This is a genomic window from Paraburkholderia acidiphila (genome assembly GCF_009789655.1).
Taxonomy (GTDB): domain Bacteria; phylum Pseudomonadota; class Gammaproteobacteria; order Burkholderiales; family Burkholderiaceae; genus Paraburkholderia; species Paraburkholderia acidiphila.
The window spans coordinates 2860345-2879479 of the sequence record NZ_CP046909.1; the positions used below are offsets into that span (position 1 = coordinate 2860345).

At 64.1% G+C, this 19135-nt stretch carries 18 protein-coding genes and 1 pseudogene; 5 read left to right on the plus strand and 14 right to left on the minus strand.

Translation table 11 applies throughout. The features are described 5' to 3' along the window. The first annotated feature begins 125 nt into the window (after positions 1-125). Positions 126-2567, plus strand: coding sequence for a penicillin-binding protein 1A (locus tag FAZ97_RS12965; RefSeq protein ID WP_158758777.1), 2442 nt, complete (start codon positions 126-128; stop codon positions 2565-2567). Between the two features lie 84 nt (positions 2568-2651). On the opposite strand, the gene cyaY is transcribed toward FAZ97_RS12965, so the two are convergent. Next, positions 2652-2969 carry an iron donor protein CyaY gene (cyaY, locus tag FAZ97_RS12970; RefSeq protein ID WP_028206540.1) on the minus strand — a complete coding sequence of 106 codons (318 nt, stop codon included), beginning with the start codon at positions 2967-2969 and terminating at the stop codon, positions 2652-2654. Between the two features lie 35 nt (positions 2970-3004). Between cyaY and FAZ97_RS35690 the strand changes: the two are divergent. Next, a pseudogene (locus FAZ97_RS35690) lies at positions 3005-3103 on the plus strand (hypothetical protein); the annotation flags it as partial. A gap of 20 nt (positions 3104-3123) precedes the next feature. Here FAZ97_RS35690 and FAZ97_RS35695 read toward each other — a convergent pair. After that, positions 3124-3366 (minus strand): hypothetical protein, encoded by a 243-nt coding sequence (locus tag FAZ97_RS35695; protein ID WP_325073236.1) that lies wholly within the window; start codon positions 3364-3366, stop codon positions 3124-3126. Here FAZ97_RS35695 and lysA point away from each other — a divergent pair. Further along, the gene (gene lysA, locus FAZ97_RS12980; protein WP_158758779.1) at positions 3365-4636 is read left to right on the plus strand and encodes a diaminopimelate decarboxylase; all 1272 of its coding nucleotides are present in this window, start codon (positions 3365-3367) and stop codon (positions 4634-4636) included. The two genes, FAZ97_RS35695 and lysA, sit on opposite strands and share 2 nt — an antisense overlap. A 77-nt stretch (positions 4637-4713) precedes the next feature. On the opposite strand, the gene msrQ is transcribed toward lysA, so the two are convergent. The 5 genes from msrQ to FAZ97_RS13005 form a co-directional block, all read right to left on the minus strand. Next, positions 4714-5439 (minus strand): protein-methionine-sulfoxide reductase heme-binding subunit MsrQ, encoded by a 726-nt coding sequence (msrQ, locus tag FAZ97_RS12985; protein ID WP_158758780.1) that lies wholly within the window; start codon positions 5437-5439, stop codon positions 4714-4716. A 12-nt stretch (positions 5440-5451) separates the two neighbouring features. Next, complete coding sequence (gene msrP / locus FAZ97_RS12990; protein ID WP_158758781.1) at positions 5452-6453, minus strand: protein-methionine-sulfoxide reductase catalytic subunit MsrP; 1002 nt, start codon at positions 6451-6453, stop codon at positions 5452-5454. Positions 6454-6659: 206 nt separating this feature from the next. Continuing rightward, positions 6660-7886 carry a c-type cytochrome biogenesis protein CcsB gene (gene ccsB / locus FAZ97_RS12995; RefSeq protein ID WP_158758782.1) on the minus strand — a complete coding sequence of 409 codons (1227 nt, stop codon included), beginning with the start codon at positions 7884-7886 and terminating at the stop codon, positions 6660-6662. Positions 7887-7932: 46 nt separating this feature from the next. Continuing rightward, positions 7933-10164: a cytochrome c biogenesis protein ResB gene (locus FAZ97_RS13000; protein ID WP_158758783.1), complete on the minus strand. Its 2232-nt coding sequence runs from the start codon at positions 10162-10164 to the stop codon at positions 7933-7935. 162 nt (positions 10165-10326) lie between these two features. Further along, on the minus strand, positions 10327-11001 hold the full coding sequence (locus FAZ97_RS13005; protein WP_158758784.1) for a c-type cytochrome: 675 nt from the start codon (positions 10999-11001) through the stop codon (positions 10327-10329). A 238-nt stretch (positions 11002-11239) separates the two neighbouring features. On the opposite strand from FAZ97_RS13005, the gene yihA reads away from it, so the two are divergent. Together yihA and hemB are read left to right on the plus strand one after the other, a co-directional pair. After that, a complete protein-coding gene (yihA, locus tag FAZ97_RS13010; RefSeq protein ID WP_158758785.1) occupies positions 11240-11899 on the plus strand; it encodes a ribosome biogenesis GTP-binding protein YihA/YsxC in 660 nt (219 codons plus the stop codon). A gap of 393 nt (positions 11900-12292) precedes the next feature. After that, positions 12293-13291, plus strand: a complete 999-nt coding sequence (gene hemB / locus FAZ97_RS13015; protein ID WP_158758786.1) for a porphobilinogen synthase — start codon at positions 12293-12295, stop codon at positions 13289-13291. A gap of 78 nt (positions 13292-13369) precedes the next feature. On the opposite strand, the gene dsbD is transcribed toward hemB, so the two are convergent. The 7 genes from dsbD to rpsM form a co-directional block, all read right to left on the minus strand. Beyond that, on the minus strand, positions 13370-15337 hold the full coding sequence (dsbD, locus tag FAZ97_RS13020; RefSeq protein ID WP_158758787.1) for a protein-disulfide reductase DsbD: 1968 nt from the start codon (positions 15335-15337) through the stop codon (positions 13370-13372). After that, positions 15330-15641 (minus strand): divalent-cation tolerance protein CutA, encoded by a 312-nt coding sequence (cutA, locus tag FAZ97_RS13025; protein WP_199272101.1) that lies wholly within the window; start codon positions 15639-15641, stop codon positions 15330-15332. The genes dsbD and cutA overlap by 8 nt, the downstream gene beginning before the upstream one ends. A gap of 261 nt (positions 15642-15902) precedes the next feature. Beyond that, positions 15903-16295 (minus strand): 50S ribosomal protein L17, encoded by a 393-nt coding sequence (gene rplQ / locus FAZ97_RS13030; RefSeq protein WP_027819334.1) that lies wholly within the window; start codon positions 16293-16295, stop codon positions 15903-15905. Positions 16296-16419: 124 nt separating this feature from the next. Further along, a complete protein-coding gene (locus tag FAZ97_RS13035) occupies positions 16420-17397 on the minus strand; it encodes a DNA-directed RNA polymerase subunit alpha (RefSeq protein ID WP_027819335.1) in 978 nt (325 codons plus the stop codon). A gap of 124 nt (positions 17398-17521) precedes the next feature. Beyond that, positions 17522-18145 (minus strand): 30S ribosomal protein S4, encoded by a 624-nt coding sequence (rpsD, locus tag FAZ97_RS13040; protein ID WP_158758789.1) that lies wholly within the window; start codon positions 18143-18145, stop codon positions 17522-17524. 165 nt (positions 18146-18310) lie between these two features. Beyond that, the gene (gene rpsK, locus FAZ97_RS13045) at positions 18311-18715 is read right to left on the minus strand and encodes a 30S ribosomal protein S11 (protein WP_006052224.1); all 405 of its coding nucleotides are present in this window, start codon (positions 18713-18715) and stop codon (positions 18311-18313) included. Positions 18716-18743: 28 nt separating this feature from the next. Then, positions 18744-19109, minus strand: a complete 366-nt coding sequence (rpsM, locus tag FAZ97_RS13050) for a 30S ribosomal protein S13 (RefSeq protein ID WP_028213337.1) — start codon at positions 19107-19109, stop codon at positions 18744-18746. Positions 19110-19135: the final 26 nt, after the last annotated feature.

Consider the following 19135-nt stretch of genomic DNA (forward strand, 5'->3'; position numbering starts at 1 on the left):
CACAGCGTGAGTGACAGCGTGAGCAACAGCGGGCTGAGCGCTCGCCAGCGCCGCCCATGTAAGCATCTCGAAAGGCCGCGGGCGAGCGGCGGCTATAATCGCGGGACCGTTTTTCTGGTGTTCGTATGCAAGATCAGCTTCCTTCGTCCGTACCGCCTTCCACGCCGCCCGAGCCGCCCCGGCGGCGCAAGCGCCCGTGGTGGGCCACACTGCTGATCGCCTTTTTCGGCCTCATCTTCGCGGGCGTGGTGTGCGCGGCGCTGGTGCTCGGCTATGCGCTCGTCGTCGCCACGCCCAACCTGCCGTCGCTCGAGGCGCTCACCGACTATCGTCCGAAGGTGCCGCTGCGCATCTATACGCGCGACCACGTCCTGATCGGCGAATTCGGCGAGGAGCGGCGCGATGTCGTCCATTTCAAGGACGTGCCCGATAACCTGAAGAAGGCCATTCTGGCCATCGAAGACGCGCGCTTCTACGACCACGGCGGCGTCGATCTCGCCGGCATCGCGCGCGCGGGCTTCGTCGCGCTCACCAATGGCCACGCCACCCAGGGCGCCAGCACGATCACCATGCAGGTGGCGCGCAACTTCTTCCTTTCGAGCGAAAAGACCTACACGCGCAAGATTTACGAGATGCTGCTGGCCTACAAGATCGAGTCGAAGCTCTCGAAGGATCAGATTCTCGAGGTGTACATGAATCAGATCTATCTGGGACAGCGCGCGTATGGCTTCGCGAGCGCCGCGCGCGTGTACTTCGGAAAGGATCTGAAAGATCTCACGCTCGCCGAATGCGCGATGCTCGCAGGCCTGCCCAAAGCGCCGTCGGCCTATAACCCCGTTGTCAATCCGAAGCGGGCGAAGGTACGGCAGGAGTACATCCTCCAGCGCATGCTCGAGCTGCACTACATCACCCAGCAGCAATACGACGACGCGGCGCAGCAGCCGCTCGTGGTCAAGGGTCAGGGCAAGGAGTTCAGCGTCCACGCCGAGTACGTCGCGGAAATGGTGCGCCAGATGATGTACGCGCAGTACCACGAGGAGGCGTACACGCGCGGGCTGAACGTCGTCACGACCATCGACTCCGCCGACCAGGACGTCGCCTATCGCGCGCTGCGCCGCGGGCTGATGGACTACGAGCGGCGCCACGGCTATCGTGGGCCCGAGGCGTTCATCGACCTGCCCACGGATACCGACGAGCGCGAACAAGCCATCGACGACGCGCTCGTCGAGCACCCCGACAACGGCGAACTCGTCGCAGCCGTCGTGACAGCGGCAAGCCCGAAGGAAGTGCGGGCCACATTCATGGACGGCAACACCACGAGCATCACCGGCGACGGACTGCGCTTCGCGCAGTTCGCGCTGAGCGCGCGCGCCCAGCCGTCGCAGAAAATCCGGCCGGGTGCGATCATCCGCGTGGCGCGCAACAACGCAGACGAATGGTCGATCACGCAGTTGCCGCAAATCGAAGGCGCGTTCATCTCGATCGTGCCGCAGGACGGCGCGATCCGCGCGCTCGTGGGCGGCTTCGACTTCAACAAGAACAAGTTCAACCACGTCACCCAGGCGTGGCGCCAGCCGGGTTCAAGCTTCAAGCCGTTCATCTACTCGGCGTCGCTCGATAAGGGGCTCGGACCGGCGACCGTCATCAACGACGCGCCGCTCTTCTTCAGCGCCGCCGAAACGGGCGGTCAGGCATGGGAGCCGAAGAACTACGGCGGCGGTTTCGACGGCCCGATGAGCATGCGCACGGCGCTCATGAAGTCGAAGAACCTCGTGTCGATCCGCATCCTCAACCATATCGGCACGAAGTACGCACAGCAGTACATCACGCATTTCGGCTTCGACGCCGACCGGCACCCCGCCTACCTGCCGATGGCGCTCGGCGCGGGTCTCGTCACGCCGTTGCAGATGGCCGCCGGCTACTCGGTGTTCGCCAACGGCGGGTATCGCGTGAATCCGTACCTGATCGCCGAGGTCACCGACCAGCGCGGCATGGTGGTCGCGCAGGCTCAACCGCTCGTGGCGGAGCAGAACGCGCCGCGCGCGATCGACGCGCGCAATGCGTACATCATGAACAGCCTCCTGCAGAGCGTGGCGCAGCGCGGCACGGGCGCGAAGTCGAACGTCCTCAAGCGCACCGACCTGGGCGGCAAGACCGGCACGACCAACGACTCGCGCGACGCGTGGTTCGCGGGCTACCAGCACACGCTGGCCGCGATCGCGTGGATCGGCTACGACAACCCGCGCAGCCTCGGCGACAAGGAAACGGGCGGCGGCCTCGCACTGCCGGTGTGGATCGACTATATGCAAAAGGCGCTCAACGGCGTGCCCGAGTACAAGATGGCGATGCCGGACGGCGTCATCACGCTCGGCGACGAGCTTTACTACGCCGACGCCACGCCGGGGCACGGCTTCGTCTCGACGGTGGGTATCAGTCAGGCGGCGCTCGAGGCTTCGGCGAGCGGCGCATCGGGCGCGGGCGGCGACTCCGCGGATGCCGCGCCCACGCCCGAGCACGTGAACGCGAAGGAAAAGGAAGACATCATGAATCTGTTCCGCGGACACTGACGCTCGCCGGAACCGGGGCAACGAAAAACGGGCGCCAGCTTTGCAACTGGCGCCCGTCATTTTTTTACGTGCTCACGCGCGCGCTTACGGCTCGAACCGCACCGGTTCGCCCGCCTGCTCCGTCGCGTAGGCCGTGAGCGCCGAAAAGAATTCGGTGCCCGTGCGCGTGTCGCGCCATTCGCCGTCGATGAAGCGATAGTGGAAACCGCCCGCCTTCGCCGCGATCCAGATTTCGCGCATCGGCGGCTGCAGATTCACGATGATCTTCGTACGATTCTCGAATTCGAGCGTCAGAACGTTGCCGCTACGTTCGAGTTCGATGTCCGCTTCGGCCTCGTCTACGGCCCGCTCCACGGCCGCCAGCACGGCCTCCGCGCGGCTCAGGTAGTCATTGTCTGGCATGCTAAACTCCACCGGTTATTCATTCAGGGACAATTATGCGTGTCATTTCCCGGACGCGCGCAGCGGCCCCCAGCGCATGGACGCCCCGCGCGATTCTAGCGGCTTTTGCGATCAGCGCCGTCGCGCTCGCAGGCTGCGGCCAACGCGGCGCGCTCTACATGCCCACCGTGCCGCCGCTTCCGCCCAAGCCCAATTTCGAAACCGCCCAGCCCGAAACCGGCGCGGCGACGCCTGCCAGCGCGCCCGAGTCGGCATCGGCGCCGGTCGGCACGATTCCGGACACCTCGGGCACGCCGCTCTCGTTGTCCCCCGACTCCGAACTCAACTCCGCACCCGCGACCACCGGCAGCCCGCAACCGGCTTCCGACGCTACGCCAACCCAGTAAATCGCTCGCATGACCCAGTCCGCTTTTCACCGCGCTAACGGCACGCTCTTCGTAGAAGGCGTGTCGGCCGCCGATCTCGCCGCGCAGTACGGCACGCCGCTCTATGTCTACTCGCGCGCGGCGCTCACCGCCGCGTGGCACGCCTACGCCGACGCCTGCGCCGGCCGCCGCGCCAAGGTGCACGTCGCGGTCAAAGCGAACAGCAATCTCGCCGTGCTCAACGTGTTCGCGCGCGAAGGCGCGGGCTTCGACATCGTTTCGGCGGGTGAACTCGCACGCGTGCTCGCGGCAGGCGGCAAAGCGCAGGACGTGGTGTTCTCGGGCGTCGGCAAGACCGCCGGCGAAATGCGCGAAGCGCTCGAAGCGGGCGTGAAGTGCTTCAACGTCGAATCGATTCCCGAACTCGACCGCCTGAACGACGTGGCGGCCAAGCTCGGCAAGAAGGCGCCGGTTTCGCTGCGCGTGAATCCGGACGTCGATCCGAAAACGCATCCGTACATTTCCACCGGCCTGAAGGCAAACAAGTTCGGCGTGGCATTCGAAGAGGCGCGCGCAACTTATCGCGCTGCCGCGGCCATGGCGCACCTGGACGTGGTTGGCATCGACTGCCACATCGGCTCGCAGATCACCGAAATCGCGCCGTATCTCGACGCCATCGACAAACTGCTCGAACTCGTCGACCAGATCGAAGCCGACGGCGTGAGCATCCGCCACATCGACGTGGGCGGCGGTCTCGGCATCACCTACGACGACGAAACGCCGCCCGACATCGGCGAATTCGTGCGCACGGTGCTCGACCGCATCGAGGCGTATGGCGTGAAAACGGGCAAGACCCGCGAGGTTTACTTCGAGCCGGGCCGCTCGCTCGTGGGCAATGCGGGCATCCTGCTCACCACGGTCGAGTTCCTGAAGCCGGGCTCGGAAAAGAACTTCGCGATCGTCGACGCCGCGATGAACGACCTCGCGCGCCCCGCCATGTATGACGCGTATCACGCGATGGAGCCGGTCGTTGAACGCCAGTCGGCCCCGCAGACCTACGACGTGGTCGGCCCGGTGTGCGAAAGCGGCGACTGGCTGGGCCGCGCACGCTCGCTCGCGATCGAACCGGGCGACGTGCTCGCGATCCGCTCGGCGGGCGCATACGGCTTCGTGATGAGCTCGAACTACAACACGCGTGCGCGCGCGGCCGAAGTGATGGTCGACGGCACGCGCGTGCATCTCGCGCGCGAGCGCGAAAACGTCGCGCAGTTGTTCGCGAGTGAGCGCGTGTTGCCGGACTGAGTCTTTCGTCCGCTCGGCCATGAAAAAAGCGACGCCACGGCGTCGCTTTTTTGTTGTCGCAAAGGCGTGAACCTCGCCTACGCGGCGCCCGCACCCGAGCGCGAGGCACGCCACCTTGCAAGCAGCCACGCACCCACGCGCCAGCCCAGCAGCACGAGCATGATCGCGCCGTAAAGCTTGGGCAAAACGAGGTCGTGTTTGCCCGCCTTCATCCACCAGAAGTGCAGGATCGCCAGCACGCCGATCGCGTAGACGAGCCGATGCAGCGTCTGCCAGCGGCGTCCGAGCCGGCGCGCCATGGCGCGCGTGGAGGTGGCAGCAAGCGGAATCAGCAGCACGAATGCCGCGAAACCCACCGTGATGAACGGCCGCTTGCCGACGTCCTTGAACATCGCAGCGACGTCGAACCACTTGTCGAACCAGATGTAGGTCGTGAAGTGCAGCGTCGCATAGAAAAACGCGAAGAGGCCCAGCATGCGTCGAAAGCGGACCAGCGTATTCCATCCAGTCAGGCGACGCAGCGGCGTGACAGCCAGCGTGATGCAGAGGAACACCAGCGTCCAGAGCCCGGTGGACCGCGTGATGAACTCGATCGGATTCGCACCGAGCCCATCCGTGAAGCCGAACAGCACGAGGCGCGCGAGCGGATACAGCGCCGCGACGAATACTGCCACCTTCGCCCACGGCAGCCAGCGCGGGCCCGCCGCACTGGCTGCTCCCGCCTTTCGTGCAGGGCGCGCCTGAACCGCGCCCCCGCGCGCGGCGGCCTGTGGTGTCGTCGTCGATTCCATCTCTCGCTCCATCACGCTCGTTGCTCAGAAGTTCTTGCGCAGATCCATGCCCTGATACATCGACGCCACGAGGTCGCCGTAGCCGTTGTACATAAGCGTCTTGCGCTTGGGCTGGAAGAAGCCATCCTCGCCGATACGCCGCTCCGTGGCCTGGCTCCAGCGCGGGTGATCGACGTTCGGGTTCACGTTCGAATAAAAGCCGTATTCGGTCGGTGCGTACTTGTTCCAGCTCGTGGGCGGCTGGTTCGCGACGAAGCGGATCTTCACCAGCGACTTCGCACTCTTGAAGCCGTACTTCCACGGCACGATCACACGCACCGGCGCGCCGTTCTGGTTCGGCAGCACCTGGCCGTAGAGCCCCACCGTGAGCAGCGTGAGCGGATTCATCGCCTCGTCCATGCGCAGGCCTTCGGAATACGGCCAGTCGAGGATCGGCTCGGCGAGGCCCGGCATCTGCGAGGGATCGGCGAGCGTGATGAACTGCACGTAGCGCGCGTTGCCCGTGGGCTGTGCGCGGCGAATCAGTTCGGAGAGCGAAACGCCGATCCACGGCACGACAATCGACCAGCCCTCCACACAGCGGTGGCGGTACACGCGCTCTTCGAGCGGCGCGAGCTTGAGAATCTCGTCGATGTCGTAGACCTTCGGGTTCTTCACCTCGCCCTCGACGCTCAGCTTCCACGGCCGCGGCCGCAGCGTGTGCGCGTTTTGCGCCGGATCGCCCTTGTCCGTGCCGAACTCGTAGAAGTTGTTATAGGTCGTGATGTCCTTGTACGGCGTGACCTTGTCGAGCGCGACGAACTTCGTGTTCGTTTGCGCGGCGAGCTTCTGCGCCTTCGGGTCGCCGGGTGCGTATTCCGCGAACGCCTGCGTGGCGCCGAACGGCCCCGCCATGCCGCCGAGCGCAAGCGCGCCCGCCGCCTTCAGAATGCGCCGACGCTGTTCGTACACCTTTTGCGGCGTGATTTCGCTCGCGGGGATGTCGTCGCCGTTGAGCAAGATCCTGCTGCTCTGCTTGGTCCACATATCGCTGCTCCTGCTTCTCGCATGGCGTGCGCCGCCAGTACATTGATCGTATCTCGACCCGATCTGCCGTGCCGCGCACGAAGTGGATCGACTGGATGGCCTCAAGCGGGCAAACGCGCAATTCGCAGAAAACTTCCCGTCGGACGAAAAAAAACCGTCGGAGCGCGAGGCATCCGACGGTTAGTTCGTCTTGCGGGCCGATTCGGTTACAGCTTGCCGTAGCTGTGCAGGCCCGAGAGGAACATGTTCACGCCCAGGAACGCGAAGGTCGTGACGAGCAGGCCCGTGAGCGCCCACCAGGCCGCCACGCCGCCACGCAGGCCCTTCATGAGACGCATATGCAGCCAGGCCGCGTAGTTGAGCCACACGATCAGCGCCCAGGTTTCCTTCGGGTCCCAGCTCCAGTAGCCGCCCCAGGCCTGCGCGGCCCACAGCGCGCCGAGAATGGTCGCGATGGTGAAAAACGCGAAACCCACGGCGATCGACTTGTACATGACGTCGTCGAGCACCTCGAGCGCGGGCAGGCGGTCCGCCAGCACGCCGCGCTCCTTCATGATGTATGCCACGCCCACCATGGCCGACAGCGCGAAGCTGCCGTAGCCGATGAAGTTCGCCGGCACGTGGATCTTCATCCACCAGCTTTGCAGGGCCGGCACGAGCGGCTGGATCTGCTGCGCGTCGCGCGAGATCGAGTACCACATCAGGAAGCCGACGGCCGCGCTGATCACGAGCAGCACGAATGCGCCGAGCGCACGCGTGTTGTAGTGCTTTTCGTAATACAGATAGAAGAGCGCGGTAATGAGGCTGAACAGCACGAACACTTCGTAGAGGTTCGAGATAGGAATGTGGCCGACGTCCGCGCCGATCAGATAGGACTCATACCAGCGCACCATCAGGCCGACGAAGCCCATGAGCACCGCCGCCCACGTGAGCTTCGAGCCGATCGAGCCGCCCGAGGGCGAGCGCGAAAGCAGGCCGATCCAGTAGAACAGCGTGGCGAGCACGAAGAGCGCGCTCATCCACAGGATGGCCGACTGGCTGGAGAGGAAGTACTTGAGGAAGAAGGCCTGGTCGGCGCGCGCGAGGTCGCCCTGGTAGATCTGGATCGCGAACAGCGCGAGCACCGCGATACCGGCCATGAGCAGCCGCGCCGGCTTCCAGCGCCAGCCCAGCACGACGAGCGCCGGCGTCGTGCCGCAGAGCACCAGCTTGTCGTAGTAGTTCATGTGCGCGTGATAGCGCGAGAGCGCGAAGCCCGCGCCCGCCACGAGCGCCAGCGCGAACAGCCAGTCCACCACCGTCAGGCGACGCAGGAGGGGGCGTTCGTCGAACAGGGCGTCGGCGAGAGGATCGTGTGCCGCAGCGGCATTGGCCACCTGAGCACGTTCGGCGCGGCGGGCCTTCGCGGTGGAGGAAACCTGAGACAAGTCCATGGGCTTACCGGTGTTGATCGTGAGTGGCTGCAATCACGTGCGTGGATCAGGGCGCACGGTCCGTGCCGCTGCCGTTCGTGTCGCCCGCTTCGCTCGCTGCGCCGGTTTGCGGCGCAGCGCCTAGCGCACGGCCGACCGCGTCGCGGGTACGGGTGAACTCCTTCTCGAAGTCGAGGGTACGGCGGGCGGTCGACATCGCCATGATGACGTCGACGCCGTGGTCCTGATCATCCTGGCCCTTGCGGTCCTTCAGCCAGAACCACAGTCGCCGCTCACGCACATAGAACATCGAGAAGATGCCGAGCACGAGCAACAGGCTGCCAAGATACACGACTTTCTTGCCCGGCGCGCGCGTCAACTGAAATACCGAAGCTTGCACCTGCTTGAATGAATCGAGCTGTAGATAGACGGGTGATCCATACAGGAAGCTGTCGGATATCGCGTTGATCGAGTCCTGCACGAAGCGCGCGGCGTCGGCGTCGGGCTTCAGGTCGGGTTCGCCGGCCTGCTCGCGCGCGAGTTGCCAGAGGTCCCACGTCGCCCCTTCCAGCATGCGCAGCAGGAGGCTCGCCGCCTTTTCCTGCTGATCCTTCGGCACCGACTTGTCGATGAATGCGGCCACGGCCTGGAAGCCGCCCGAGGCGCCTGCGGCAACGCCCGGTTGCGGTGCGTCCGAGCCCGAGAAAAGGGTCAAGACACGCTCGGCACTGTCTTCCAGATGTTGTTGCAGTTCACGGTTCGAAGCGGGGACCGAGCGCGCGGCAAAGCGCTTCGCTGCCTGCGCGCGCAAGGCGGGATCCTCGAAGGCAGCGCGCAGCATCATCCACTCTTTCGGCGTGCCGCCACTGTCGGCGGGAATGCGCAGGTAGCGGAACGCATCGTCGGGATTCTCTCGCATGCCCGCGAGGAACATGCGGTCGCCGCCGCCCACATCCACCGGCAGCATGTAGTTGTTGTACTCGCGCGCCTGGCCGTCCTTGTCGCGCACCTTGTACTGCACCGAAGGGCCGACGTTATGCAGATCGAGCGGCTTCGAGCTCTTCGCACCGGACCCGAGACGCTCGTCGAACGCTTCCTTGAGCGACTGGTGCGCCACGCCGCGCGCGTCGTTCGCGCCGCTGCCGTTCGAGATGTTTTCGACGTTGATCGCGCGGAAGTCCGCGAATTCGATGGTTTGCCCGTCCACGCCCGGCACCGTCTGCCCCGCGGGCACCGCGAGCGGCGCCGAATTGCCGATCGTGCCGCCGAACGGGAAGCTCTTCGCGCTTGCGCCGGCCATGGGCCACGCCGTCATCGACATCTGCGAGCCGCCGTCCTGGAAGCTCGACTGGTAGATCGACACACCGTCGTACTCGAATGGCTCGTTCACCTCGATGCGCGCGGGAATGCGCTGACCCGTCTTGTGGTCGATCACGACGATGTCGCTCGCAAAGAGCTTTGGCATGCCGGTCGAGTAGTAGTCGACGATGAACTTGTTGAGCTGGATCGAGAACGGCAGGTCCTGGATCAGCGAGCCGTCGGGCTGGTTCAGGATGGCCGTGGAAACGAACTGGCCCTCCGGCACCCAGGCGTAGCCACGGAAGGTCGGGTTCGACTGCGAGAGCCGGTGCTCGGGCGGGATGTCGTTGATGACCGCGTTGCTGCGGATGGGCGTCTTGTCGAAGAGCCACATCTGGAATTTGATCGGCAGATTGCTGTCGAGCAGGCCACCGAGGCAGATGATCACGATGGCGAGGTGCGCGAAGATGTAGCCGATCTTCGTGAGCGCACCGCGCTTGGCCGCGATGAGCGTGGCGCCGTCGGACTCGCGCGTGACGAACCGGTAGCCCATGCGTTCCGCCAGCTTGCCGAGCGTGGCGGCGGTTTGCTCGCGCGTGCCGCCTTCCACGGCGAACTCGCCCTTGTGATGGAACGCGCGCAAGCTGCCTTCGCGGACCTTGTCCTTCCAGCTCTTCATGTCCGCGAGCATCTTCGGCGCGTTGCGGAGCACGCACAGCGAGACCGACACGACGAGAAAGCCGAGGATCGTCATGAACCACCACGCGCTGTAGACCGTGTAGAGGCTCAGCGAGCGGAAGATGTCGGCCCAGAAGGGGCCGAACTGGTTGACGTAGTTCGGGTACGGGTCGTCCTGCGTGAGCACCGTGCCGATGATGCTCGCAATCGCGAGCACGACGAGCAACGCAATCGCGAAGCGCATCGAACTGATCAGTTCGACGGCGCTCTTCACCGCCTTCTGGCGAACATTCAACTGCAAACCCTGCGTGGTGACGCTCATTCAAACTCCGCTTTTCGCTTTTGCCGGCTTCTTGCCGACTCCTTGCTGATGAGGCGCTACAGCAAAAAAGGGTGCAGGCGCGCCGTCAGCAAGACGACGCCCTCACCCTTTTCTTGTTCTTCGGCTGGCCGCTCGATCAAACGCGCGGCAAACCGACTACGCTCAATGCAGGCCGGCGGCGTAATCGGCGACGGCCTTGATCTCGTCGTCCGAGAGCCGGTGCGCGATGGTGCGCATCGGATCGTTATTGTTACGCGTACCCTGCTGGAAGGCATTGAGCTGTGCAACGATATATTCCGACCACTGGCCCGAGAGGCGCGGATACTGGATCGGAATACCCTGGCCCGTGGGCCCGTGGCAGGCCGCACAGGCCGGCACGCCCTTGTCCGCGATACCGCCACGCCAGATCGACTGGCCGAACGGCACAGTCTTCGCGTCGCGCGCGTAGCCGGGTTTGGGTGTCTGGGAGGCGAACCAGGCGGCCACGTTGATCATATCCTGGTCTGACAGCGCCGCAGCGAAGCCCGCCATGATGGGGTTCGCGCGCGCCGCTGGCTTGCCGCCGGGCTGCGGTTTGAAGTCCTTGAGTTGCTTGACGAGATAGTCGGCGTGCTGGCCGGCAAGCTTGGGATAGGCGCCGCCGGTGCTGTTGCCGTCGGCCGCGTGACAGGCCGCGCACACCTGCGCGGCAATGGCTTGTCCCCGGGCGATGTCGGGCTTGGCCGGCGTTCCCTGATCCGCCGCGCTTGCCTGCCCCGCCATCATGAATAAACCAGCTGTAAGACCCGACGCTATCGCACTCTCGAACACCTTCAAGCACTTGCCCAGTCGATTCATTCGCGCACCTTGTTTCGTCTTGTGGGAATCAGGTTCTGCAATGGACGACAGCGACCGATCTACCTCGAAAGGCCCGCGCTGGCCTCACTGGTATTCAGTAAACCATCGCATTGTACAATAGCGCGCAAGGCAGCACGGCGCCAGTCGGGCCTGCCCCCGATATCCCAGATTTCATCCCGGGCGCTTCCGGGCCCGGCGGGCCACCCGCCGCGTTGTTTCATATTGTGGTCCTATTCCGATGGCCTTCCTGCTGCACCAAGCCCGCTTCTTCACGACGGTGAACCATATGCGCGACCTGCCCGCTACGGCGCGGCCCGAGGTTGCGTTCGCCGGCCGTTCGAACGCCGGCAAATCCACCGCCATCAACCTGCTGTGCAACCAGAAGCGGCTCGCCTTCGCCTCGAAGACGCCGGGCCGCACCCAGCATATCAACTACTTCTCGGTCGGCCCCGCCGACGACCCCTCGGGCTACCTCGTCGACCTGCCCGGCTACGGCTATGCCGAAGTGCCGGCAGCCGCGAAGGCGCACTGGGAGCAGTTGCTCTCGCTCTATCTGCAAACGCGCGCCCAGCTCTCGGGCCTCATTCTGATGATGGACGCCCGCCGCCCGCTCACCGACCTCGACCGCCGCATGGTCGAATGGTTTGCACCGACCGGCAAGCCGATCCACGCGCTCCTCACGAAGTGCGACAAATTGACGCGTCAGGAAAGCGTGCTCGCGCTGCGTACGACGAACAAGGCATTCGACGAGTACAGCAAGCAAGGCTATGAAGGGAAGCTGAGCGCCCAGCTTTTTTCGGCGCTCAAGCGCGTGGGGCTCGACGAGGCGCACGCTGTGATCGAGAGCTGGATCGTGCCGCAGGAATCAGTCGGCGAGACCGGCACGCAAGCCGAATAACGTCTCCGGCCTGCCGTCTCAGGCAGGCCATCAGCTATCTAAAGGCCCTCATCGTCGGGCTTTTCACAGGCTTTCATCAGATCTTTTCGCGCGACAGGCGCGGCGTTTGCCGCGCTATGTGCGCTACCGCACACAGGCCACGCCGACGCCAGGCACAAGCGCTTTTTCGATCCTCGCCGCAGGCCGTTGCTACGCCATTTCCGGCGCACATAAAAAAACCCGCCGTGATTTCCGGCGGGTTAAACAGCCTTATCGAAAAACGACAGGCACCCGCTCAGGGAGGAGAAGCGGGGAGCTCGGCGCCAGGCGCCTCGCTCGATCGGTATGATATACCATTGTCCCGAAAAGTTTCCTGCGCTCCGGGACCCATCCCGTTTCAAGATATCCGCCGACATGAGCTTCTATCCGCATCATCGTCCGCGCCGCATGCGACGTGACGATTTCTCGCGCCGTCTGATGCGCGAAAACCTCCTCACCACCAACGATCTGATCTACCCCGTGTTCGTCATTGCGGGCAACAACGTGCGCGAAGCCGTGCCGTCGATGCCCGGCGTCGAACGCGTGTCGATCGATCTGCTGATGGGCGTCGCCGAGCAGTGCGTCGAACTCGGCATCCCCGTGCTTTCGCTCTTCCCCGTTGTCGATCCGGCGCTCAAGACGCCCGATGGCATCGAGGCGACGAATCCCGACGGCGTGATTCCGCGCGCCGTGCGCGAGCTGAAGAAGCACTTCCCCGACCTCGGTGTGCTGTGCGACGTCGCGCTCGACCCGTACACGAGCCACGGGCAGGACGGCGTGCTCGACGAGAACGGCTACGTCATCAACGACGAAACCATCGAGATCCTCGTTACGCAGGCGCGCGCGCAGGCCGAAGCGGGCGTCGATATCGTCGCGCCTTCGGACATGATGGATGGCCGTATCGGCGCGATCCGCGAGATGCTCGAGAGCGAGAATCACATCCACACGCGCATCATGGCGTACTCGGCCAAGTATGCTTCGGCGTTCTATGGGCCGTTCCGCGACGCCGTAGGTTCGGCGTCGAATCTGGGCAAGGGCAACAAGATGACCTACCAGATGGACCCGTCCAACTCCGACGAAGCGCTGCGCGAAGTGCGCCTCGACATCGAGGAAGGCGCGGACATGGTGATGGTCAAGCCCGGCATGCCGTACCTCGACATCGTGCGCCGCGTGAAGGACGAATTCCGCTTTCCCACCTACGTGTATCAGGTGAGCGGCGAGTACGCGATGCTCAAGGCCGCGGCGCAGAACGGCTGGCTCGATCACGACAAGGTGATGATGGAATCGCTGCTCGCGTTCAAGCGAGCGGGCGCCGACGGCATCCTCACGTATTTCGCGCTCGACGCCGCGCGTTTGCTGCGCGCACAGAAGTAAGCGCCGCGCGCATCGCATGAAAAAAGGCACGTCTGCGGACGTGCCTTTTTGTTTTTGGCGAATGTGCGATGCCGCCGATCAGGCCGATGGCGCTCCCTGCGTCTGCGGCGCCGGAGCCGTCAAGCGATCGAGACGCGCGAGGAAGCGGTCGGCGTTCTCGTAGCCGACCACGCGCAGGACTTCCCGGCCCTGCGTATCGAAGAAGATGATGCCAGGCGGTCCGAAAAGTCCAAAGCGCTTGAGGAGTGCCTTGTCGTCGGCATTGTTGGCCGTCACGTCGGCGCGCAACAGACCCAGCTCCGCGAGGCGTGCCTGCACGCGCGGGTCGCTGAACGTGAACTTCTCCATCTCCTTGCAGCTCACGCACCAGTCGGCGTAGAAGTCGAGCATCGACGGCTTGCCTGCCGTCTTCAGCGCCGCGTCGAGTTGCGCCGGCGAGCGCACGGGCGCAAATACCAACGCGCCTTCTGCGCTGCCGCCGGCGGACTGCGCCCCGCCTGTTGCCGCAACTTCGCTCGCACCGCCCACGCGCGCGGCCAGCACCGCAAGCGGACGCAGCGGATCGGTCGAACCCGCCGCGAGGCCCACGATCAGCGTTGCCGCCCAGATCGCGAACGCCGCACCGAGACCGCGCCCGAGCCGACGCCAGACGTTGGCCGCGCCCGCGTTCGGCGTGAAAAGCCCAAGCGCGGCGGCCGCCAGCAGCAGCCAGAGGGCGGCGAGCAGCATCTGCGCGGTGGCGCCAAGCACGGGCCAGACGATCCACAACGCGGCCGCCAGCAGCACGACGCCGAAGAATACCTTCACACCATCCATCCATACGCCCGCACGAGGCAGCAGCGAGCCCGCACCGAGGCCGAGGATCATCAGCGGTACACCCAGGCCCAGGCCCATCGCAAAGAGCGCTGCGCCGCCCAGCATGGCGTTGCCCGTGTGCGCGATGAAGGCGAGCACGGCGAAAAGCGGCGCCGTCATGCAGGCGCCCACCACGAGCGCGGAGAGCGCGCCCATCACGGCGACCGCGGCAAATTTGCCGCCCGAACGGCCCTGCGTGGCGCGCGAGGCGCCTTCCTGCCAGCGCTGCGGCAGCGCAATGTCGTAGCCCGCGATCAACATGACAGCGAAAGCGCTTAGGAGCACCGCAAACACGCCGAGCACCCACGGATTCTGCAGCCACGCGCCAAGGCTCTGGCCAACCAGCGCGGCGGCGATGCCCAGCAGCGTGTAGACGAGCGCCATGCCGAGCACGTAGACGAACGAGAGCGCGAAGCCGCGCGAGCGAGTAACGCGGGCGCCCTCGCCGACGATGATCGCCGAGAGGATCGGGATCATCGGGTACGAGCAGGGCAAGAGGCTCAGCACCATGCCCGCCACTAAGTACAGGCCGATCACGGCGAAAAAACCGCCGCCCTGGAGCAACGACTGCGCGTAGTCGGCGCTCGTAGCGCGCTCGTACCAGGGCTCCTCGGTGTCGCCAGCCGCGGGCGCTGCGTTGGATTGCGTCGGGGGCGCGGGCGTCGCGTTCGCCGCGCCCGGCACGGCGCTCTGGCCGCCCGCAGCGGCCTGCAAAGCCGCACCGCTGACGTGATAGACGTGCTCTGCAGGCGGATAGCAGATGCCGGCATCGGCGCAGCCTTGCGACGTCACCGCGAGATCGAACGAACCGCTCGCCTTCTGCACCGGCACGCGGATCGTCAGCTCGCCACGATAGGTTTCGACATTCTTCTGGAAAGTCGGATCGAACTTGATGTGGCCGGGCGGAATTTGCACCTCGCCCAGCTGCACCGTACCGTTGCGCGCGGCAAAAGCGAAGCGCTCGCGGTACATGTAGTAGCCGTCCGCGATCTTGAAATGCACGTCGACCATGCCCGGTGCTTCGCTCGCGCTGAAGGTGAAGGCCTGGTCGGGCGGCAGGAAGTCGTCGTCTGCGGCGCGCGCCAGGGAAGTGCCGAACAGCAGAGGCAGCACGCAGCAGACGAGCAGGAGGAAGCCGGACAGCGAAGCGTACGGCGCGACGCGGGAGCGCCGATCGAAGCGGTTAGACATGTAGGGTACGCTGAGTCTCGGCATTGACCCACTGACCGTAGGCGTTCGACGCCGTGGCTTGCCACGAGAGAATCTCGGGCGTTTCGTAGGGGTGCTGGGTCTGGATGAACTGTTCGAGCTCGGCCGCGCGGGCGAGGCTCGTCTTGAAGAGCAGCTGAATTTCGTTGCCCGACTCGATGCTGCCCTGCCAGTGATACTGCGAGTGCACCGCGCCAAGGCGCGTCACGCATGCCGCGAGGCGCTGCGCGAGCGCGCCGGAGGCGAGCTTTTCGGCAGTGCCCTCGTCGGGCACCGTGGTCAGCATCAGGGTCACATTGAGGGTCACGACGAACTCCGGCGTAACGCCCGCGTACGGCGGCACGAGCGGGCTTTGAGGCAGAACGTTATCGTACCATCGGCTCCGATTGCCTTCACTCGGGTGCCGTGTGGCAAAAAAGGGCTGCGACCAGCAAACACGGTCAGGCTCACTTTAATCCACGCCACAAAACAAAAAAGCCAGGCTAGGCCTGGCTTTTTTGCGCGCCGCTCGATCTGCAGTCAACAACTGCGTCAAGCGACGGAAAGCTTATTCCGCTTCCTGAATGTTCTCTTCCGTGACTTCCGGACGGTCGAGCAGTTCGACCAGTGCCATCGGTGCGTTGTCGCCAACACGGAAACCGAACTTCAGGATACGCAGGTAGCCGCCCGGACGGTTCGCGAAACGCGGACCGAGCACGTCGAACAGCTTCGTGACCGAGTCACGATCGCGCAGGCGGTTGAACGCCAGACGACGGTTTGCGAGCGACGGCTTCTTGCCCAGCGTGATGAGGGGCTCGACAACCTTACGGAGTTCCTTCGCCTTCGGCAGCGTCGTCTTGATGACTTCGTGCTCGATGAGCGAGTTGGACATGTTACGGAGCATTGCCAGACGGTGGCTGCTCGTGCGGTTCAGTTTCCGCAGACCATGACGGTGACGCATTTCAATTTCCTTGAAACAAAGTTTTAGTCCAGCTCTTCTATCGCCTCTTTATGAGGCACGGGCCGGTACGTGAAAAAGGCAAGACGCGGATTTTAAAGGAAAATCCGCGTCCGCGCCAGACTTCTTACTTGTCGAGACCAGCCGGCGGCCAGTTTTCGAGCTTCATGCCGAGCGTGAGACCGCGCGAAGCGAGCACTTCCTTGATCTCGTTGAGCGACTTGCGACCCAGGTTCGGGGTCTTGAGCAGCTCGTTCTCGGTGCGCTGGATCAGATCGCCGATGTAGTAGATGTTCTCGGCCTTCAGGCAGTTCGCCGAGCGAACCGTGAGTTCGAGATCGTCCACCGGACGCAGCAGGATCGGGTCGATCTGCGGTGCGCGCGACGGCGCTTCCGCTGCCGTTTCCGTGCCTTCCAGTGCAGCGAACACCGACAGCTGATCCACGAGGATGCGCGCCGACTGGCGGATCGCTTCCTCAGGCGAGATCACGCCGTTGGTTTCGATGTTCATCACGAGCTTGTCGAGGTCGGTACGCTGTTCGACACGCGCGCTTTCCACGGCGTAGCTCACGCGGCGAACCGGCGAGAACGACGCGTCCAGCACGATGCGGCCGATGATCTTGGCCGACTCGTCACCGTAACGGCGCACGTTGCCCGGCACGTAGCCACGGCCCTTCTCGATCTTGATCTGCACGTCGAGCTTGCCGCCCTTCGTCAGGTGCGCAACCACGTGTTCCGGGTTGATCACTTCGCAGTCGTGCGAGAGTTCGATGTCGCCAGCGGTGACAACGCCTTCGCCTTCCTTGCGCAGCGTAACCGTCACTTCGTCACGGTTATGCAGCTTGAAAACGACACCCTTCAGGTTCAGCAGCAGGTTGACCACATCCTCTTGCACACCATCGAGCGTCGAGTATTCGTGCACGACGCCTGCGATCGTCACTTCGGTCGGCGCGTAGCCCACCATCGACGACAGCAGCACGCGCCGGAGCGCGTTACCCAAGGTGTGGCCATAACCGCGTTCGAACGGCTCCATGACCACTTTCGCGTGGTTGTCGCCGAGCGATTCCACAGCGATGATCTTGGGTTTCAACAAACTGGTTTGCATAGGTTTTCCTTTTCAATACCCTCGGCTCGTTACACCGATAAGGCTGAGATGGCAACAACCTGAAAAAAACGGCCGAGGCCGCCTCCTGCGCGAAGCACAGAGGTTACCCCGGCCGTCAATCCGATTACCGCGAATACAATTCGACGATCAGGCTTTCGTTGATGTCGCCAGCGATGTCGCTGCGCTCAGGCATGCCCTTGAACGTGCCTTCGAACTTCTTCGCGTCGACCGACACCCAACCGGCCATGCCACCTTGCTCAGCGAGCGAGAGGGCTTCGACGATACGCGCCTGCTTCTTCGCCTTTTCGCGAATCGCGACGACATCGCCAGCCTTCACTTGCATCGACGGGATGTTCGCAACGACGCCGTTCAGCGTGAGAGCCTTGTGGCTCACGAGCTGGCGCGCTTCGGCGCGGGTCGATGCGAAGCCCATGCGGTACACGACGTTGTCGAGACGCGACTCGAGCAGTTGCAGCAGGTTTTCGCCGGTGTTGCCCTTGATACGGTCAGCTTCCGCGAAGTAGCGGCGGAACTGGCGCTCGAGCACGCCGTAGATACGCTTCACTTTCTGCTTTTCGCGGAGCTGCGTGCCGTAGTCGGACGTACGGGCGCCCGAAGTGCGGCCGTGCTGGCCCGGCTTGCTGTCAAGCTTGCACTTGTCAGCGAGCGAGCGGCGTGCGCTCTTCAGGAAGAGGTCGGTGCCTTCACGGCGGGACAGCTTGGCCTTCGGGCCGATATAACGTGCCACGTTGCTTTCCTTCGATAATTGATCACGCGAAACCTGAGTGGGAAAACCCGCGGGTATCGCGCTAGTCCGGCCCTTTGGACCGAACGGTGGGCTTAGTCAATTCAATAACGCCGAGAGCCTGGGTCGCCGTTTCCGGCGGCTCAGGCGTTCGGCTCAAACGACGCCTTAGATACGGCGGCGCTTCGGCGGACGGCAGCCGTTGTGCGGGACCGGCGTCACGTCGGAGATCGCGGTGATCTTGATGCCAAGACCATGCAGCGCGCGCACCGCCGATTCGCGGCCAGGACCGGGGCCCTTGATCCGCACTTCGAGGTTCTTGACGCCGTATTCCATTGCAACACGGCCAGCCGATTCGGCTGCGACCTGAGCTGCGAAGGGGGTCGACTTACGCGAGCCCTTGAAGCCCTGACCGCCCGACGTTGCCCAGGCGAGTGCATTGCCTTGACGATCGGTGATCGTGATGATGGTGTTGTTGAACGACGCGTGAACGTGAACCACGCCCTCGGCGACGTTCTTCTTAACCTTCTTGCGAACGCGTTGCGCCGCGGAGTTGTTCGAAGCCTTAGCCATTACGTTTTCCTGTAACTTTCAGTTCCGCTTACTTCTTCAGCGACTGTGCTGCGCGGCGCGGACCCTTACGCGTACGTGCGTTGGTACGCGTACGCTGGCCACGCAGGGGCAGCCCCTTGCGATGGCGCACGCCGCGGTAGCAGCCGAGGTCCATCAGGCGCTTGATGTTCATCGTCACTTCACGGCGGAGATCGCCTTCGACGACAAACTTGCCCACTTCCTCACGCAGCTTTTCCAGATCCGCGTCGTTCAGGTCCTTGACCTTCTTGTTGAACGGCACACCGGCGGCCACGCAGATGTTGCGCGAACGCGTGCGGCCAACACCGAAAATTGCCGTCAGGCCGATTTCAGTGTGCTGGTGGTTCGGGATGTTAACCCCTGCAATACGAGCCATTGTTTTTCCTCAAACAAAAAGCGCAA

Coding starts and splice junctions, on each gene's coding strand:
- cyaY (WP_028206540.1), bottom strand. CDS start 2,969: ATGCCAGACAATGACTACCTGAGCCGCGCGGAGGCCGTGCTGGCGGCC.
- FAZ97_RS35695 (WP_325073236.1), bottom strand. CDS start 3,366: ATGCGAGCGATTTACTGGGTTGGCGTAGCGTCGGAAGCCGGTTGCGGG.
- FAZ97_RS13000 (WP_158758783.1), bottom strand. CDS start 10,164: ATGAGCGTCACCACGCAGGGTTTGCAGTTGAATGTTCGCCAGAAGGCG.
- FAZ97_RS13035 (WP_027819335.1), bottom strand. CDS start 17,397: ATGCAAACCAGTTTGTTGAAACCCAAGATCATCGCTGTGGAATCGCTC.
- yihA (WP_158758785.1), top strand. CDS start 11,240: ATGGCCTTCCTGCTGCACCAAGCCCGCTTCTTCACGACGGTGAACCAT.
- FAZ97_RS13005 (WP_158758784.1), bottom strand. CDS start 11,001: ATGAATCGACTGGGCAAGTGCTTGAAGGTGTTCGAGAGTGCGATAGCG.
- rpsM (WP_028213337.1), bottom strand. CDS start 19,109: ATGGCTCGTATTGCAGGGGTTAACATCCCGAACCACCAGCACACTGAA.
- cutA (WP_199272101.1), bottom strand. CDS start 15,641: ATGCTGACCACGGTGCCCGACGAGGGCACTGCCGAAAAGCTCGCCTCC.
- FAZ97_RS12965 (WP_158758777.1), top strand. CDS start 126: ATGCAAGATCAGCTTCCTTCGTCCGTACCGCCTTCCACGCCGCCCGAG.
- msrP (WP_158758781.1), bottom strand. CDS start 6,453: ATGTGGACCAAGCAGAGCAGCAGGATCTTGCTCAACGGCGACGACATC.
- ccsB (WP_158758782.1), bottom strand. CDS start 7,886: ATGGACTTGTCTCAGGTTTCCTCCACCGCGAAGGCCCGCCGCGCCGAA.
- rpsK (WP_006052224.1), bottom strand. CDS start 18,715: ATGGCTAAGGCTTCGAACAACTCCGCGGCGCAACGCGTTCGCAAGAAG.
- msrQ (WP_158758780.1), bottom strand. CDS start 5,439: ATGGAGCGAGAGATGGAATCGACGACGACACCACAGGCCGCCGCGCGC.
- hemB (WP_158758786.1), top strand. CDS start 12,293: ATGAGCTTCTATCCGCATCATCGTCCGCGCCGCATGCGACGTGACGAT.
- dsbD (WP_158758787.1), bottom strand. CDS start 15,337: ATGTCTAACCGCTTCGATCGGCGCTCCCGCGTCGCGCCGTACGCTTCG.
- rplQ (WP_027819334.1), bottom strand. CDS start 16,295: ATGCGTCACCGTCATGGTCTGCGGAAACTGAACCGCACGAGCAGCCAC.
- lysA (WP_158758779.1), top strand. CDS start 3,365: ATGACCCAGTCCGCTTTTCACCGCGCTAACGGCACGCTCTTCGTAGAA.